This window comes from Bacillus sp. PK6-026, from assembly GCF_054161455.1.
Map to the genome: position 1 here is coordinate 58,936 of NZ_CP096418.1, position 15,362 is coordinate 74,297.

Here is a 15,362-nt window from a genome sequence, read left to right on the forward strand (position 1 = left end):
ATTATTTTTAAAAATATTCGGATTTTGGAGGTAAGTGCATGAAGTTTCGTCGAAGCGGCAGATTGGTGGATCTGACAAATTATTTGTTGACCCATCCGCATGTCTTAGTGCCATTAACCTTCTTTTCAGAACGGTATCAATCTGCTAAATCATCCATTAGTGAAGATTTAACCATTATTAAGCAGACCTTCGAGCAGCAGGGGATCGGGACGCTTCAGACCGTGCCGGGAGCAGCAGGCGGCGTTAAATACATTCCAAAGGTAAAACGCGATGAAGCGGAGGAATTTGTAAAGTCGCTCGGTGAGTCATTGATCGATTCGGAACGGATATTGCCCGGCGGATATTTGTATTTAACCGATATCCTTGGCAAGCCCTCTGTATTAACGAAGGCCGGCAAGATTTTTGCTTCAGCTTTTTCAGACAGGGAGATCGATGTCGTGATGACGGTGGCGACAAAAGGAATTCCTCTGGCATATGCGGTAGCCAGCTACCTTGATGTGCCGACAGTGGTCGTCAGAAAAGACAATAAGGTAACTGAAGGTTCAACGGTCAGCATTAACTATGTGTCTGGATCTTCCAACCGCATTCAGACGATGTCTCTTGCAAAACGCAACTTGCAGACGGGCTCGCGCGTTTTGATTATAGACGACTTTATGAAAGCGGGAGGAACGATCAACGGTATGATCAATCTTCTCGAGGAATTCAATGCCCATGTAGCAGGCATCGGTGTTCTTGTGGAGGCTCAGGGAGTCAAGGAGCGGCTGGTCGATGAGTACATGTCCCTTTTGACTCTTTCTGAAATTGATATGAAGGAAAAAAAGGTGGAAATCCAAAACGGAAACTTTCAGCGTTTTTTTGCAGACAATGAATAGGAAATGGGGAGTTTGAGATGACAAAGGTTGTTCAGACAAAAGAAGCACCGGCGGCGATCGGACCGTATTCACAAGGAATTGTTGTCAATAACATGTTTTACAGTTCAGGGCAAATTCCACTGACCCCGTCGGGTGAAATGGTGACTGGAGACATCACAGAACAGACGCATCAAGTTTTCCGCAATTTAAAAGCCGTGCTGAAAGAAGCGAACGCCTCTCTGGAGACTGTCGTCAAAGCAACTGTGTTTTTGGCGGATATGAATCAGTTCGCAGAGGTGAATGAAGTTTACGGACAGTACTTCGATACCCACAAACCGGCGAGATCATGTGTTGAGGTGGCAAGGCTGCCGAAAGACGCGCTCGTTGAAATAGAAGTCGTCGCATTAGTAAAATAGAAAAAACTCCGAAAAGATGGTTTTGGTCTCCAAAATCATCTTTTTTGTTTGGAAAATTTGTCAATTCAGTGTTTTTTTATCCCAATATTACAAAAATATTTTTAATTATGCAGGAAAACAAAAAAAAACCGTTGAATAGTTACACTAATGTTTTTATATTGGGAAAAGGTGGTGAACTACTGTGGAAGTTACCGACGTAAGATTACGCCGCGTGAATACCGATGGTCGCATGAGAGCGATTGCATCCATCACGCTGGATCACGAATTTGTAGTGCATGATATTCGTGTAATTGATGGAAACAATGGTCTTTTCGTTGCGATGCCAAGTAAGCGTACACCTGATGGAGAATTTCGTGATATCGCTCATCCAATCAACTCAAGCACCCGCGGAAAAATTCAGGACGCGGTGTTAAATGAATATCATCGTTTGGGTGACGTTGAGGAAATAGAATATGAAGAAGCTGGAGCTTCTTAAAAAAAGAAGGGCTTATGGATAAGCCCTTTTTGTTTTGAAAAAAAATAATCTTATCATAATAAAATGACAATATATGGTTTGTGATTGCGTATAACAGAAACAGGAGGTAAAACATATGGCGGTTTGAGAATCCCATCCCGAAGGAATCAATTTGTCTCCCTGATCAGTGAATCCTAAATATACTCTGAATATCCAAAATATGCTGTCTTGATTTTCTGATTTCTCATTTTGGCTTGCTTGAAATCAACTCATATTTAGGATATATTTTTCTATGGATAATAGGGATAATGGAGGCCAATACATGGATAAGCGGTTTGCAGTTGTGTTAGCAGCTGGTCAAGGAACAAGAATGAAATCAAAGCTTTATAAAGTTCTTCATCCGGTTTGCGGAAAACCTATGGTCGAGCATGTTGTCGACGAAGCTCGCAAGCTATCATTAGAAAAACTTGTCACAATAGTTGGACATGGAGCCGAAGATGTCAAAAAACACCTCGGGGAAAAAAGCGAATATGCCCTGCAGGCTGAACAGCTCGGAACAGCCCATGCCGTTAAGCAGGCCAAGTCGATTCTTGGAAGCGAAAAAGGAACGACTATCGTCATTTGCGGAGATACACCGCTTTTAACTGCCGAAACGATGGAAGCCATGCTCAATGAGCACCAGAAAAAAGCAGCAAAAGTGACGATTTTAACCGCTGTAGCGGAGGATCCGACAGGCTACGGACGCATTATTCGCAATGAAAACGGCGATGTTGCAAAAATTGTCGAACATAAAGATGCAACAGACGAGGAAAGACTTGTCAAAGAAATTAACACAGGAACTTATTGTTTTGACAACGAAGCTCTTTTTCAAACGATCGAGCAGGTTTCCAATGACAACGTACAAGGGGAATATTATCTTCCGGATGTCATTGAGATCTTGAAAAATCAAGGTGAAACTGTAGCCGCTTATCAGACTGGCAACTTCCAGGAAACGCTCGGAGTCAATGACAGAGTCGCCCTTTCACAAGCGGAAATTTATATGAAGCAGCGGATCAATAAACGCCACATGCGAAACGGCGTAAGCTTAATCGACCCTGACAACACATATATTTCACCGGAAGCCGTCATCGGCAGAGATACCGTGATTTATCCCGGCACCGTTATTAAAGGGCGGGTTGTCATCGGTGAGGACGCGGTCATCGGACAGAACAGCGAACTCGAAAACAGTACGATCGGCAGCAGAACGGTTATTAAGCAGTCCGTTGTCGTGAACAGTGAAGTCGGTGACGATGTTACAATTGGACCGTTTGCTCATATCAGACCCGATTCAAAGATCGGCAATGAGGTAAGGATCGGGAATTTCGTCGAAGTGAAAAAATCGGAATTTGGTGATCGCAGCAAAGCATCTCATTTAAGCTACATAGGGGACGCGGAAATCGGAACGGATGTCAATCTCGGCTGCGGGTCGATTACCGTAAATTATGATGGGAAACATAAGTTCAAAACGAAGATTGAAAATGGGGCATTTATCGGCTGTAACTCCAATTTGGTCGCTCCGGTGACAATTGGCGAAGGCGCATACGTAGCTGCGGGTTCAACGATTACCGACGATGTACCAGGCAGGGCTTTGTCTATTGCCAGAGCAAGACAAGTCAACAAAGAAGACTACGCTGAGAACATACACAAAAAATAATCCTAAATCGGAGGTTTACCATGTCTAAATATGAAGACGACAATTTGAAGATTTTTTCTTTAAACTCAAATCCGGGTCTTGCGAAGGAAATCGCAGATATCGTCGGAGTTGAGCTGGGGAAGAGTTCTGTTAAACGCTTTAGCGACGGTGAGGTTCAAATTAATATTGAAGAAAGCATCCGCGGCTGCGACTGCTATGTCATCCAATCGACAAGCGCACCGGTGAACGAGCATATTATGGAGCTTTTGATTATGGTGGATGCGCTGAAACGCGCATCGGCGAAAACGATTAATATCGTGATGCCTTACTACGGCTATGCCCGTCAGGACCGTAAAGCCCGTTCCCGTGAGCCGATCACAGCCAAACTGGTGGCAAACCTGCTGGAAACCGCCGGAGCTACCCGTGTGATTGCACTTGATCTTCACGCGCCGCAAATCCAAGGTTTCTTTGATATACCGATCGATCATTTAATGGGTGTTCCGATTTTAGGTAATTATTTTGAAGAGAAAAATTTCAAGGATGTCGTGATCGTGTCCCCTGACCACGGCGGTGTGACGCGTGCCCGCAAATTGGCGGACCGCTTGAAAGCGCCGATTGCGATTATCGATAAACGCCGACCTAAGCCGAATGTAGCCGAGGTTATGAATATCATCGGACATATTGAAGGGAAAACAGCCATTTTAATTGATGATATTATTGATACGGCAGGAACGATTACGCTTGCGGCTAATGCGCTCGTCGAAAGCGGCGCAGAGGAAGTGTATGCATGCTGTACACATCCGGTTCTTTCCGGTCCGGCGATCGAAAGAATCGACAATTCGAAAATTAAAGAGCTCGTTGTGACCAACAGCATTGAGCTTCCTGAAGAAAAGAAAATCGCGAAGTTCAAGCAGCTTTCTGTTGCACCGCTTCTGGCAGAAGCGATTATTCGTGTGCATGAAAAACAATCTGTCAGCTTCCTGTTCGATTAATTTGCTGATTCTGGTTTAAAGTTTTGTCGTTATGGGTATGGTTTTAGAAAGACCAATCTAACGATAGGATGGTGCTGAACATGGCAATTTTAAAAGCGGAAGAAAGAACGGATTCCAGACGGTCTTCTTTAAGAAAGATCCGGCAATCCGGGTATGTGCCGGGTGTCATTTACGGAAGAAACCTGGAAAACAAATCCGTTGCGTTAGACAGTATTGAGCTTTTAAAAATTTTGCGAGCTGAGGGCAAAAATACGATTATCAACTTGGATATAAACGGAGACCAGCACTCTGTTATGGTGACTGAGCTGCAGACGGATCCATTAAAAGATTCAATTGTACATGCCGATTTTAAAGTGGTTGATATGGAAGCGGAAATGGAGGCGACGGTTCCTGTAAACCTTACGGGTGAAGCAGAGGGGATTAAACAGGGCGGTGTTCTTCAGCAGCCGCTTTACGAGCTGTCTGTCACAGCGAAGCCGAAGAACATTCCGCAAACGATCGAGGTCGATATTTCCAGTCTCGAAGTCAACGATGTTCTAACCGTCGGCGATATTCCGTCTAAAGGCGATTATTCATACAACCATGAGCCTGATGAAGTTGTTGCATCCATTCTTCCTCCTCAAAAGCAGGAAGAAACGGAAGCCGAATCAGCCGCTCAAGACGTTGAGGAACCAGAAAAAGGCACTGAAGAGGAAAAAGAAGAATAAGTACGTAAGACGTAATCCTCCCGCGGTTACGTCTTTTGTGCTAGAATGAGGGGAAATTAGGATGCTCCCCCTCAGTATGCTGAGGCAGGGTTTTGCTTAAGGGAGGATATAGAATAATGCTTGTGTTTGCAGGATTGGGCAATCCGGGTAAAACATATGAAAATACGAGACATAATGTAGGATTTATGACGATCGATGAGCTTTCAAAAGAGTGGAACATTCCGCTTGATAAAACAAAGTTCAACGGTCAATACGGAATCGGATTTGTTTCCGGCAAAAAGGTTCTACTTGTTAAGCCGCTTACATATATGAATTTATCGGGAGAATGTTTGAGGCCGCTTTTGGACTATTATGAGATCCCTGTTGACAATTTGAAAGTGATTTACGATGACTTGGATCTTCCGACCGGAAGAATCCGTCTGAGGACGAAAGGAAGCGCAGGAGGCCATAACGGCATCAAATCGATGATTCAGCATCTGGGAACAACTGAGTTTAACCGGATCAGAATCGGAATCGGCCGTCCGGTCAACGGCATGAAAATCGTCGATTATGTGCTTGGCGCTTTTACAGATGAAGAAGAGCCGGTGATACAAGAGGCCGTCAGACAATCGGCCAAGGCCTGTGAAGCTTCTCTGGAAAAACCTTTTTTAGAAGTCATGAATGAATTTAATGCTAAGGTATAAGGCAGAAGGGAACGGAACATACTAGTTTTAAAAAGACTCGGTATGGAGGTTCCTTTATGGCTTTACATTATTATTGCCGGCATTGCGGCGTTAAAGTCGGAAGTCTTGATCATTCTTATGTAAACAGTGAACAGTTAGGCTTTAACCACTTAACAAACGATGAAAGAAACGATATGATTTCTTATATGGATAATGGGGATTTACACGTGAAGACGATATGTGAAGATTGTCAAGAAGCGCTTGAGCGAAACCCGGATTATCACCAATATCATTCGTTTATTCAATAAATAGCTTTGGTGTAGAGACTAGACCAAAGCATTTTTCTATTTGAGGAAGAGAGGAGGGGCTCATTTGAACAATATTCAATCCTATATCACAAAAAGCGATGATTTTAAATCCATCGTCAACGGCTTGAACGAAGGGCTGAAGGAACAGCTGCTTGCGGGGCTCTCCGGATCTGCCCGGTCGTTATTTACAGCCGCTCTTACAAAAGAAACGAGACGGCCGGTATTTTTAATTACGCATAACCTTTATCAGGCTCAAAAAATTACAGATGACTTGACAGGGCTGATAAAAGATCAGCCTGTCCTATTATATCCTGTCAACGAATTGATTTCTTCTGAAATTGCGGTGGCAAGCCCTGAGCTGCGCTCGCAAAGGCTTGATGTCTTAAATCGGCTTGCAAGCGGTGAAACGCCTATCGTTATTGCTCCGGCAGCAGCCGTCAGAAGAATGCTGCCCCCTGTCGAAGTATGGCAAAACAGTCAGATTCGCATTGAGACGGGGCGCGACATCGACCCGGAACAGCTGCTTCAGAAGCTTGTTCAAATGGGGTATGAGCGTACGGATATGGTGGCGGCTCCAGGCGAATTCAGTATTCGCGGGGGGATTATCGATGTCTATTCATTGACCGAAGAAAACCCTGTCCGGATTGAATTGTTTGATACAGAAGTTGACTCGATTCGTATATTCAATACGGATGATCAGCGCTCACTGGAAACGCGCGATGAAGTAACGATCGGCCCTGCGAAGGAACTGATCGTGCGGGATGAAGATCGGCAAAGAGCGCTTGAACAAATCGATAAAGGTCTTGCCAACAGTCTTAAAAAGCTGAAGCTTGATAAACAAAAGGAAATTCTCGATCAAAATATCGCGGAAGATAAAGAGCGGCTCAAGGAAGGTCATATCGGCCAGGAAATGGTTAAATACCTTTCTTATTTCTATGAGAGGCCTGCTAGTTTACTAGATTATTTCCCGAAAAATACTTTGCTGATACTAGATGAGATCAGCCGTATTCATGAAATGGAAGACCAGCTTCAAAAGGAAGAGGCAGAATGGATTACGAGCCTGCTGGAAGAAGGGAAAATCCTTCATGATACAGCAATGTCATTTCCTTTTCACAGCCTCATTTCAAAACAGTCCCGCCCGATTTTGTATTACTCGCTGTTTTTAAGGCATGTGCAGCACACCAGTCCGCAAAACATCGTCAATGTTTCAAGCAAGCAAATGCAGAGCTTTCACGGACAAATGAATGTGCTCAAAAATGAGATTGAACGGTTTAAGAAATCGAAATATACAACGGTTTTTCTAGGGGACAGCAAAGAACGCGTCGAAAAACTTGCGTCTGTATTGTCCGATTATGAGATCGAAGCCGCCCAGGCCGACCAGGATGCAGCGCTTGCCCAAGGCCAGATTTACATTATGGAAGGCGGTCTTCAATCCGGCTTTGAACTTCCGATGATCAAGCTGGCCGTCATTACCGAAGAAGAACTGTTTAAAAAGCGTGTCAAAAAGCAGGCGCGCAAACAAAAACTGACCAATGCCGAACGGATCAAAAGCTACTCGGAGCTTCAGATCGGCGATTATGTCGTCCATGTGAACCACGGTATCGGAAAGTATTTAGGGATTGAAACGCTGGAGATCAACGGCATTCATAAGGATTACCTGAATATTCACTACCAGGGAAGCGACAAGCTTTACGTACCGGTTGACCAAATTGATCAGGTGCAAAAATACGTCGGTTCCGAAGGCAAAGAGCCGAAGCTTTATAAACTCGGGGGAAGCGAATGGAAACGGGTTAAGAAAAAGGTTGAAAGCTCTGTCCAGGATATCGCCGATGACTTGATCAAGCTTTATGCCGAAAGGGAAGCAAGCAAAGGTTACGCGTTTTCTCCCGACCATGAAATGCAGCGTGAGTTTGAAGCCGCATTTCCTTATCAGGAGACAGAGGACCAGCTGAGATCGATCCATGAGATTAAAAGAGACATGGAAAAAGAAAGACCGATGGATCGGCTCCTTTGCGGCGATGTGGGCTACGGCAAAACGGAAGTGGCGATCCGCGCCGCCTTTAAAGCGATTGCAGACGGAAAACAGGTCGCGATCCTCGTGCCGACTACGATCCTCGCACAGCAGCACTATGAAACGATATTGGAACGTTTCCAGGACTACCCGATTAATATCGGTTTGCTCAGCCGGTTCCGGACGAGAAAAGAAGCAAATGAAACGATCAAGGGCTTAAAAAACGGAACGATTGACATCGTAATCGGCACTCACAGGCTGTTGTCCAAGGATGTCGTGTACAAAGATCTTGGACTGCTTATCATCGATGAAGAACAAAGGTTTGGTGTCACGCACAAGGAAAAAATTAAACGCATTAAAGCGAATGTCGACGTTTTGACGTTAACGGCAACTCCGATACCTCGAACCCTTCATATGTCCATGCTCGGTGTCAGAGATTTGTCAGTCATTGAAACGCCTCCGGAAAACCGCTTCCCTGTACAGACGTACGTTGTCGAATACAACGGGGCCCTAGTCAGAGAAGCGATAGAACGCGAGCTGGCCAGGGGCGGTCAGGTTTACTTCTTGTACAACCGGGTGGAGGATATTGAAAGAAAAGCGGAAGAAATCTCGATGCTTGTGCCTGATGCCAAGGTGACGTATGCCCATGGGAAGATGACAGAAAACGAACTCGAATCGGTCATGCTGAATTTCTTAGAGGGAGAATCGGATGTGCTCGTCAGCACAACGATTATTGAAACGGGCGTTGATATTCCAAACGTCAATACCCTAATTGTATTTGACGCAGATAAGATGGGGCTTTCCCAGCTGTACCAGCTGAGGGGCCGTGTCGGGCGCTCAAACCGTGTAGCTTACGCTTACTTTACGTACCGGAAGGACAAAGTCCTTACGGAAGTGGCCGAAAAAAGGCTTCAGGCGATTAAAGAATTTACAGAACTCGGGTCAGGATTTAAAATCGCGATGCGCGATTTAACGATCCGCGGCGCCGGAAACCTTTTAGGTGCGCAGCAGCACGGGTTCATTGATTCTGTCGGTTTTGATTTATATTCGCAAATGCTCAAGGAAGCAATAGAAGCTCGCAAGGGAGATGTACCGCAAGCTGAAAAATTTGAACCGGAAATCGATTTGGAGCTTGACGCATATATTCCGCAGACTTATGTGACAGACGGCAAGCAAAAAATAGATATGTATAAACGGTTCAGAGCGATTTCAACCATTGAAGAAAAGAGCGAGCTTCAAGACGAGATGATCGACCGCTTCGGCGAATACCCGAAAGAAGTCGAATATTTATTCGCCATCGCAGAGGCGAAGGTATATGCCATCACCGAACGCGTCGAGCTGATCAAGCAGGATAAAGACGCCGTCAGACTGACGATTGACGAAAAAGCTAGTGCCGAAATAGACGGCCAAAAACTGTTTGAACTCGGCAGTAAGTACGGCAGACAGATCGGCCTCGGGATGGAAGGAAAGAAATTGAAAATTTCGATTCAAGTGAAAAACCGAAATCCGGAAGAGTGGATGGAAACGCTTCTCGAAATATTGAAAGGCCTTCAAAACGTTAAAAAGCAAACGATCGCTTCATCATAAAAATTTGTTGTTTCTCGCGTATATTACATTTGATGTGAAGGATACTAAAACCAATCAAGAGTGGAGAGTGTTACATAAGTACACAGCTCTGTTTATATCCACCAGATATATCATCAAATGAAAGAGAGGCAGCAGAGATGAAAGCAACTGGTATCGTACGTCGAATTGATGATTTAGGCCGGGTCGTGATCCCGAAGGAAATCCGCAGAACTTTGCGCATTCGTGAAGGAGACCCTTTGGAAATATTTGTGGACCGGGATGGGGAGGTTATTTTAAAAAAATATTCTCCGATCAGCGAGCTCGGCGACTTTGCAAAGGAGTATGCTGATGCGCTTTATGACAGCATGGGCCATTCCGTGCTGATTTGCGACCGGGATGTGTATATCGCAGTATCCGGGGGGTCTAAAAAAGACTATTTAAACAAATCGATCAGCGACATGGTCGAAAAGGCGATGGATCAGCGAAATTCTGTTTTGGAAGGAGACGCCAAGACAATTCAGCTTATTGATGGTATTGACGAAGAGGTTGCTTCTTATACCGTCGGTCCGATTGTTGCAAACGGCGATCCGATCGGAGCGGTTGTCATTTTTTCGAAAGACCAGTCAATCGGCGAAGTGGAACATAAAGCGGTTGAAACCGCCGCTGGTTTTTTGGCCCGTCAAATGGAACAATAGGTCTCATTCCTTTTATTTTGACATTCCTGCTCGAACGAGCTGGAATGCCGAAAGCGTTTTTCTCAGCTTGAATCAGCATCAGCAGTTGGAACAGCACCTTTTGGGCTGTTCTTTTTTAGTTCACAGTTGCAGGCGGGGTATGAGTCTTGAATATGGTATAATAAGCACGTTTCGTGCGCTTTTTAGAAAGCTGAGAGAAAGCGCATTGGAAGGAGCTTAAAGGAATGGGGTTTTTAAAAGGCCAAAGACAATGGATTTGGCAAGGCGCCTTTGTTTTATCATTGGCGGGGATATTATCAAAGATATTAAGCGCTGTATATAGAGTGCCTTTTCAAAATATAGTTGGAGATGTCGGTTTTTATATTTTTCAGCAGGTGTATCCGATGATCGGAATATCTGTGATGCTTGCCACCTCCGGGTTCCCGGTCATCATTTCAAAGTTGTTGAATGATTACGGGACGGCAAACCGGGCAAAAATTCTCCGGGTGTCTATGTTTTTTTTGTCGGTCGTGGGCCTTGGCTTTTTTCTTCTCTTGTTTGCCGGAGCCGAAGCCATCGCAGGGTTTATGGGTGATCCCGCCCTTGCCGGGGTGATCCGCGCCGTGTCGTTTTCTTATTTGCTGCTGCCGCTCGTGTCTTTGCTTAGAGGCTATTTTCAAGGAGGCGAACGGATGCTTCCGACGGCACTTTCTCAAATTGGAGAGCAGACACTCCGGGTCGGGGCGATCCTCATTTTGACGTGGTGGCTCGTCAAAAACGGCTTTTCCTTATATGACGCCGGGGCAGGGGCTGCCTTTGGCTCCCTTGTCGGCGGCCTTGCGGCGTTTTTCATTCTCGTCGTGTTTTGGGCCAAGCGTGAAAAGCAACCCGCTGCCGCCGGGATAGAGGCCGGTACAGGCGATATTTTGAAACAGCTGTGTCTGCATTCGGTTACGATTTGCACGGCCGGCCTCATGCTGATTCTCATCCAGCTCGTCGACGCAATGAACTTGTATTCATTGCTGGCCGGACAAGGAATGGACGAACTTCAGGCGAAACATACAAAAGGGGTGTATGACAGAGGACAGCCGCTTTTGCAGCTTGGAACCGTTTTTGCTGCGAGCATTGCGACAGCTCTTGTCCCGTCCCTTACAAAAGCGAAGAAAAATGGAGAAACGGCGGTTCTGGAGGAAAAGATCCGTTATTCGCTAAAAATGAGCTTCGTCATCGGCACTGGAGCAGCCGCCGGTCTGATATGCATTTTGGAGCCGGTGAATGTCATGCTGTTTAAGAACAGCGATGGAACGGCTGCGCTGCAGATTTTCAGCGTGTCGATTCTGTTTGCATCGTTGGCGATCACGATGACTGCTGTTTTGCAAGGACTCGGCAATACATGTCTTCCAGCTGTTTCCGTCTGCTGCGGCTTTTTTGTGAAAGCCGTATTGAACGAGCTCCTGATCCCCGGTTTCGGCATTTCCGGCGCCGCTTTTGCGACTATGATGTCATTCGCTACTGTCGCTGGACTCAATTTTTTTCAGCTGAAAAGGAAAGGCTGGATCAAGCTGCCGGAATACAGGATAGCGGGAGTTTTGCTGTCGGCTGTGATCATGTCGGCCGCTCTGGCGGTGTGGCTTTTTGCTTTTGAAGCGGCCATACCTCATGAAAACAGATGGATCGCGACTGCGGAAAGTCTTAGCGCCGTATTCGTAGGCGGCATTGTCTTTTTGTCCGGTATCTTCACATTACGCGTGTTTTCAGAAAAAGAACTTGAGCTTGTACCTTTTGGCAGCAAGCTCCTGACATTAAAACGAGAAAGGGGCGGCAGGCATGGCCGGTAAAATCACGGTAGTCGGCCTGGGGGCAGGCGATATGAATCAATTAACCCTCGGTGTATATAAACGGCTCACACAAGCGGAGGTTCTTTATGTCAGGACGAAAGACCATCCGTTAATAGAAGACCTGAAAAAAGAAATAGCTGAGATTCATTTTTTTGATGAGGTTTATGAAAAGCATGATCAATTCGAAGATGTTTACGAGGAGATCGTAGAGCGGCTGTTTGAGGAGGCGAAGCAGCGCGATGTGCTCTATGCCGTTCCGGGCCATCCGTTCGTCGCTGAAAAAACGGTTCAGCTTTTGCTTGAGAGGCGGGGCGCTCATCAGGCCGATGTCGTTGTCGAGGGAGGCCACAGCTTTATTGATGCGACATTAAATGCTTTGCAGATCGATCCGATTGACGGGTTTCAGTTTGTCGACGCCGTCCGGTTTTCCGCTGACGAAGTCGAGCTCCGTCATCATTTGATTATTTGCCAGGTATATGATCAAATGACGGCATCAGAGGTCAAACTGACGTTGATGGAAAAGCTCCCTGATGACTATGAAGTCGTCATTGTCACAGCGGCCGGAAGCAGTATGCAAGACATTCGGACAGTGCCTCTTTACGAATTGGACAGAAGTGTCGGTATCAATAATTTAACGAGCGTCTACGTTCCGCCGGTCAAAGACGAGGAGGTTCTGTACAAGGAATTTTCGATGTTCCGCAGCGTCATCAGGAAGCTGCGCGGACCGGACGGCTGCCCGTGGGATCGGAAACAAACCCATGAATCGCTCAAAAAATACTTAATTGAAGAATGCTATGAGGTGCTCGAGGCGATTGATGAAGAAGATCCCGACCACCTTGTTGAGGAGCTCGGCGATGTGATGCTCCAAGTTCTGCTGCATGCGCAGATCGGCGAGGATGACGGTCTTTTTACAATTGACGATGTGATTCGCGGCATTACGGCAAAAATGATCAGAAGGCATCCGCATGTCTTCGGAGAAGTATCTGTTCGTGATGAGGCCGACGTCATGGTAAACTGGGAAGAGATCAAGAAACAGGAGAAACAAGCGGACGATCCATCCCTTCTCGACGACATTCCAAAGCCGCTGCCTGCTTTGTCAAAAGCGAACAAGCTTCAGAAAAAGGCGGCAAAGACCGGATTCGACTGGTCGAATGTCCAGGATATTTGGGATAAAGTTCACGAGGAAATGAAAGAATTTTCTTCAGAAATTTCCGAAGCCGAACAGTCCAGCAAAAAAATGAAAGAAGAGTTCGGCGACCTTTTATTCGCTCTCGTCAACATCGGCCGGTTTTATAAAATTGAACCGGAAGAAGCCCTGGCGATGACAAATGCCAAGTTTTACAGAAGGTTCACGCATATTGAACAATCTGCAAAGCGCATGGGCAAGGATCTGGAAAGTATGACGCTTGAAGAAATGGACGAATTGTGGAATGAAGCGAAAGACATTGAAAGGAGCTGACAAGTGATGAGACTCGACAAATTTCTCAAAGTATCAAGGCTGATTAAAAGACGGACGCTTGCAAAAGAAGTGGCTGACCAGGGAAGAATTTCGATCAATGGCCAGCAGGCGAAAGCAAGCTCTGTTGTCAAAGCGGGAGACGAGCTTGCGGTGCGTTTTGGCCAAAAGCTTGTAACCGTCAAAGTCAATGAATTGAAGGATACGACAAAAAAAGAAGAAGCCGCTGATATGTATACCGTTCTCAAAGAAGAGAAGCTGGGAGGAGAATAGGCTTGTTCTAAAAAAATCCCCCGTCTCATACAATGCAGTATCGAATCTTTAGTATGAGGATATGGGGGATGAATCGATGAATGTATATTATGATCAGCACAACCCTTCCGGCGGGGCATCTGGTCCTGAACATAATGTGACGATGAAGGGCCGCAAGCTGCTGGATATATCCGGTGTCAAACAGGTCGAGAGCTTTGACAATGAGGAATTCTTACTTGAGACGGTCATGGGCATGCTGGCAGTCAGAGGCGAAAACCTGCAGATGAAGAATCTCGATGTGGAAAAAGGCGTTGTCTCCATCAAGGGAAGAGTGCTTGATCTCGTCTATTTGGATGAGCAGCAGGGGGAGAAAGCTAAAGGATTTTTTAGCAAGTTGTTTAAATGACGCTGACCACTCAGTTCTATACGATGCTGGCCATGGCCGGAATGGGGGCATGGCTTGGCGCTTCCCTTGACACCTACACCCGTTTCGTTGTCCGCTCGAAAACAGCAAGGTGGCTGTTGTTTCTCCATGACTTTTTGTTTTGGGTGGTACAAGGTCTCCTTTTTTTCTATGTTTTGCTGAGCGTGAATGAAGGGGAATTCCGAATTTATATCTTTCTGGCGGTCATGCTTGGATTTGCCGCTTATCAAAGCCTTTTTAAGCAGATCTATATCAAGCTTTTGGAATGGATGATTTCCTTTTTCATATTCATCTCCAGGCTGGTCTCAAAGATGATGCAGATGATGGTGTTTCGGCCTGTTGTATGGACGTTTCAAGCTATTTTTGCCATCATTCTCTTTACAATGAGAAATATCTATGTTCTTTTTCGTTTTTTTTGCGGTATGTTTATATAAGATATTAAAATTTGCAGGATATCCGATTTATTTTATACTATATCAATGCTGCAGGCTTCTTCCCGCCCCGGTTCGGGGATTGTTGAGACGCTTTTTGCAAAAAGGAGCAGGATTTTTCGAAAAGGGGAAGAAACTATTCATAACAATTAAGGCAAAACTTTTAAAAAAATGAGGGGAGGCCGTCTGGAATGAATGATCCCATGAGACGCAACATATCGCAAATACAGAACGAATACAAAGAGCAGATGGAGCGAAAACAGCAGCAGCTGAAAAGAAAAAGACGCGGTCTATACAGACGGTTGATGGTTTTCGGCGCCGTTGTGCTGCTGTCGGCGATTGTGATTGTCAGTTCTCTTTGGTCGCAGACTTCGGATATCAGCGCGAAGCAAGAGAAGAAAGAAGACCTTTTGAAACAATTGGAACAACTGGAAGCAAAAAAATCGGATTTGAAAGATGAGATTGTGAAATTAAAGGATGAGGACTACGTTGCAGAGCTTGCCAGAAAGGATTATTACCTCTCAAAAGATGGCGAAATCATCTTCAAGTTTGAAGATAAGAGCAAGTAGCCTTGTTGACACTTATTTTTTTCTTTATGTATAATTAAACAAATGATCTTTTTTAAGTCTAAGGAGGAGCACTTTTTTT

At 45.4% G+C, this 15,362-nt stretch carries 14 protein-coding genes and 2 pseudogenes; all 16 read left to right on the forward strand.

Annotated elements, in window-relative coordinates:
* Positions 1-38: 38 nt before the first annotated feature.
* A pseudogene (purR, locus tag M1D59_RS00320) lies at positions 39-892 on the forward strand (pur operon repressor); the annotation flags it as partial.
* Complete coding sequence (gene ridA, locus M1D59_RS00325; protein ID WP_020449807.1) at positions 890-1,267, forward strand: 2-iminobutanoate/2-iminopropanoate deaminase; 378 nt, start codon at positions 890-892, stop codon at positions 1,265-1,267. The pseudogene purR and the gene ridA, both read left to right, overlap by 3 nt.
* Before the next feature lie 181 nt (positions 1,268-1,448).
* Entirely contained in the window at positions 1,449-1,742 is a 294-nt protein-coding gene (gene spoVG, locus M1D59_RS00330; RefSeq protein WP_003178198.1) for a septation regulator SpoVG, read from the forward strand.
* Positions 1,743-2,043: 301 nt separating this feature from the next.
* Positions 2,044-3,414, forward strand: a complete 1,371-nt coding sequence (glmU, locus tag M1D59_RS00335; RefSeq protein ID WP_101561975.1) for a bifunctional UDP-N-acetylglucosamine diphosphorylase/glucosamine-1-phosphate N-acetyltransferase GlmU — start codon at positions 2,044-2,046, stop codon at positions 3,412-3,414.
* A gap of 20 nt (positions 3,415-3,434) precedes the next feature.
* The gene (locus M1D59_RS00340; RefSeq protein ID WP_020449809.1) at positions 3,435-4,385 is read left to right on the forward strand and encodes a ribose-phosphate diphosphokinase; all 951 of its coding nucleotides are present in this window, start codon (positions 3,435-3,437) and stop codon (positions 4,383-4,385) included.
* 80 nt (positions 4,386-4,465) lie between these two features.
* Positions 4,466-5,092 carry a 50S ribosomal protein L25/general stress protein Ctc gene (locus M1D59_RS00345; protein ID WP_020449810.1) on the forward strand — a complete coding sequence of 209 codons (627 nt, stop codon included), beginning with the start codon at positions 4,466-4,468 and terminating at the stop codon, positions 5,090-5,092.
* 116 nt (positions 5,093-5,208) lie between these two features.
* On the forward strand, positions 5,209-5,775 hold the full coding sequence (gene pth / locus M1D59_RS00350) for an aminoacyl-tRNA hydrolase (protein WP_020449811.1): 567 nt from the start codon (positions 5,209-5,211) through the stop codon (positions 5,773-5,775).
* A gap of 56 nt (positions 5,776-5,831) precedes the next feature.
* Positions 5,832-6,062, forward strand: a complete 231-nt coding sequence (locus tag M1D59_RS00355) for an anti-sigma-F factor Fin family protein (protein ID WP_003178210.1) — start codon at positions 5,832-5,834, stop codon at positions 6,060-6,062.
* A 64-nt stretch (positions 6,063-6,126) separates the two neighbouring features.
* The gene (mfd, locus tag M1D59_RS00360; RefSeq protein WP_458117709.1) at positions 6,127-9,660 is read left to right on the forward strand and encodes a transcription-repair coupling factor; all 3,534 of its coding nucleotides are present in this window, start codon (positions 6,127-6,129) and stop codon (positions 9,658-9,660) included.
* Between the two features lie 137 nt (positions 9,661-9,797).
* Positions 9,798-10,334, forward strand: coding sequence for a stage V sporulation protein T (gene spoVT / locus M1D59_RS00365; RefSeq protein WP_020449813.1), 537 nt, complete (start codon positions 9,798-9,800; stop codon positions 10,332-10,334).
* A 224-nt stretch (positions 10,335-10,558) separates the two neighbouring features.
* The gene (locus M1D59_RS00370; RefSeq protein ID WP_458117710.1) at positions 10,559-12,151 is read left to right on the forward strand and encodes a putative polysaccharide biosynthesis protein; all 1,593 of its coding nucleotides are present in this window, start codon (positions 10,559-10,561) and stop codon (positions 12,149-12,151) included.
* Positions 12,141-13,610 (forward strand): bifunctional methyltransferase/pyrophosphohydrolase YabN, encoded by a 1,470-nt coding sequence (gene yabN / locus M1D59_RS00375; RefSeq protein ID WP_026578996.1) that lies wholly within the window; start codon positions 12,141-12,143, stop codon positions 13,608-13,610. Before M1D59_RS00370 ends, yabN begins: the two co-directional genes overlap by 11 nt.
* Before the next feature lie 6 nt (positions 13,611-13,616).
* Entirely contained in the window at positions 13,617-13,880 is a 264-nt protein-coding gene (locus M1D59_RS00380; RefSeq protein WP_003178218.1) for an RNA-binding S4 domain-containing protein, read from the forward strand.
* Between the two features lie 76 nt (positions 13,881-13,956).
* On the forward strand, positions 13,957-14,265 hold the full coding sequence (yabP, locus tag M1D59_RS00385; protein ID WP_011197470.1) for a sporulation protein YabP: 309 nt from the start codon (positions 13,957-13,959) through the stop codon (positions 14,263-14,265).
* Positions 14,262-14,889 (forward strand): annotated as a pseudogene (gene yabQ / locus M1D59_RS00390) (spore cortex biosynthesis protein YabQ). Before yabP ends, yabQ begins: the two are co-directional and overlap by 4 nt.
* Positions 14,890-14,905: 16 nt before the next feature.
* The gene (locus M1D59_RS00395) at positions 14,906-15,283 is read left to right on the forward strand and encodes an FtsB family cell division protein (RefSeq protein WP_020449818.1); all 378 of its coding nucleotides are present in this window, start codon (positions 14,906-14,908) and stop codon (positions 15,281-15,283) included.
* Positions 15,284-15,362: the final 79 nt, after the last annotated feature.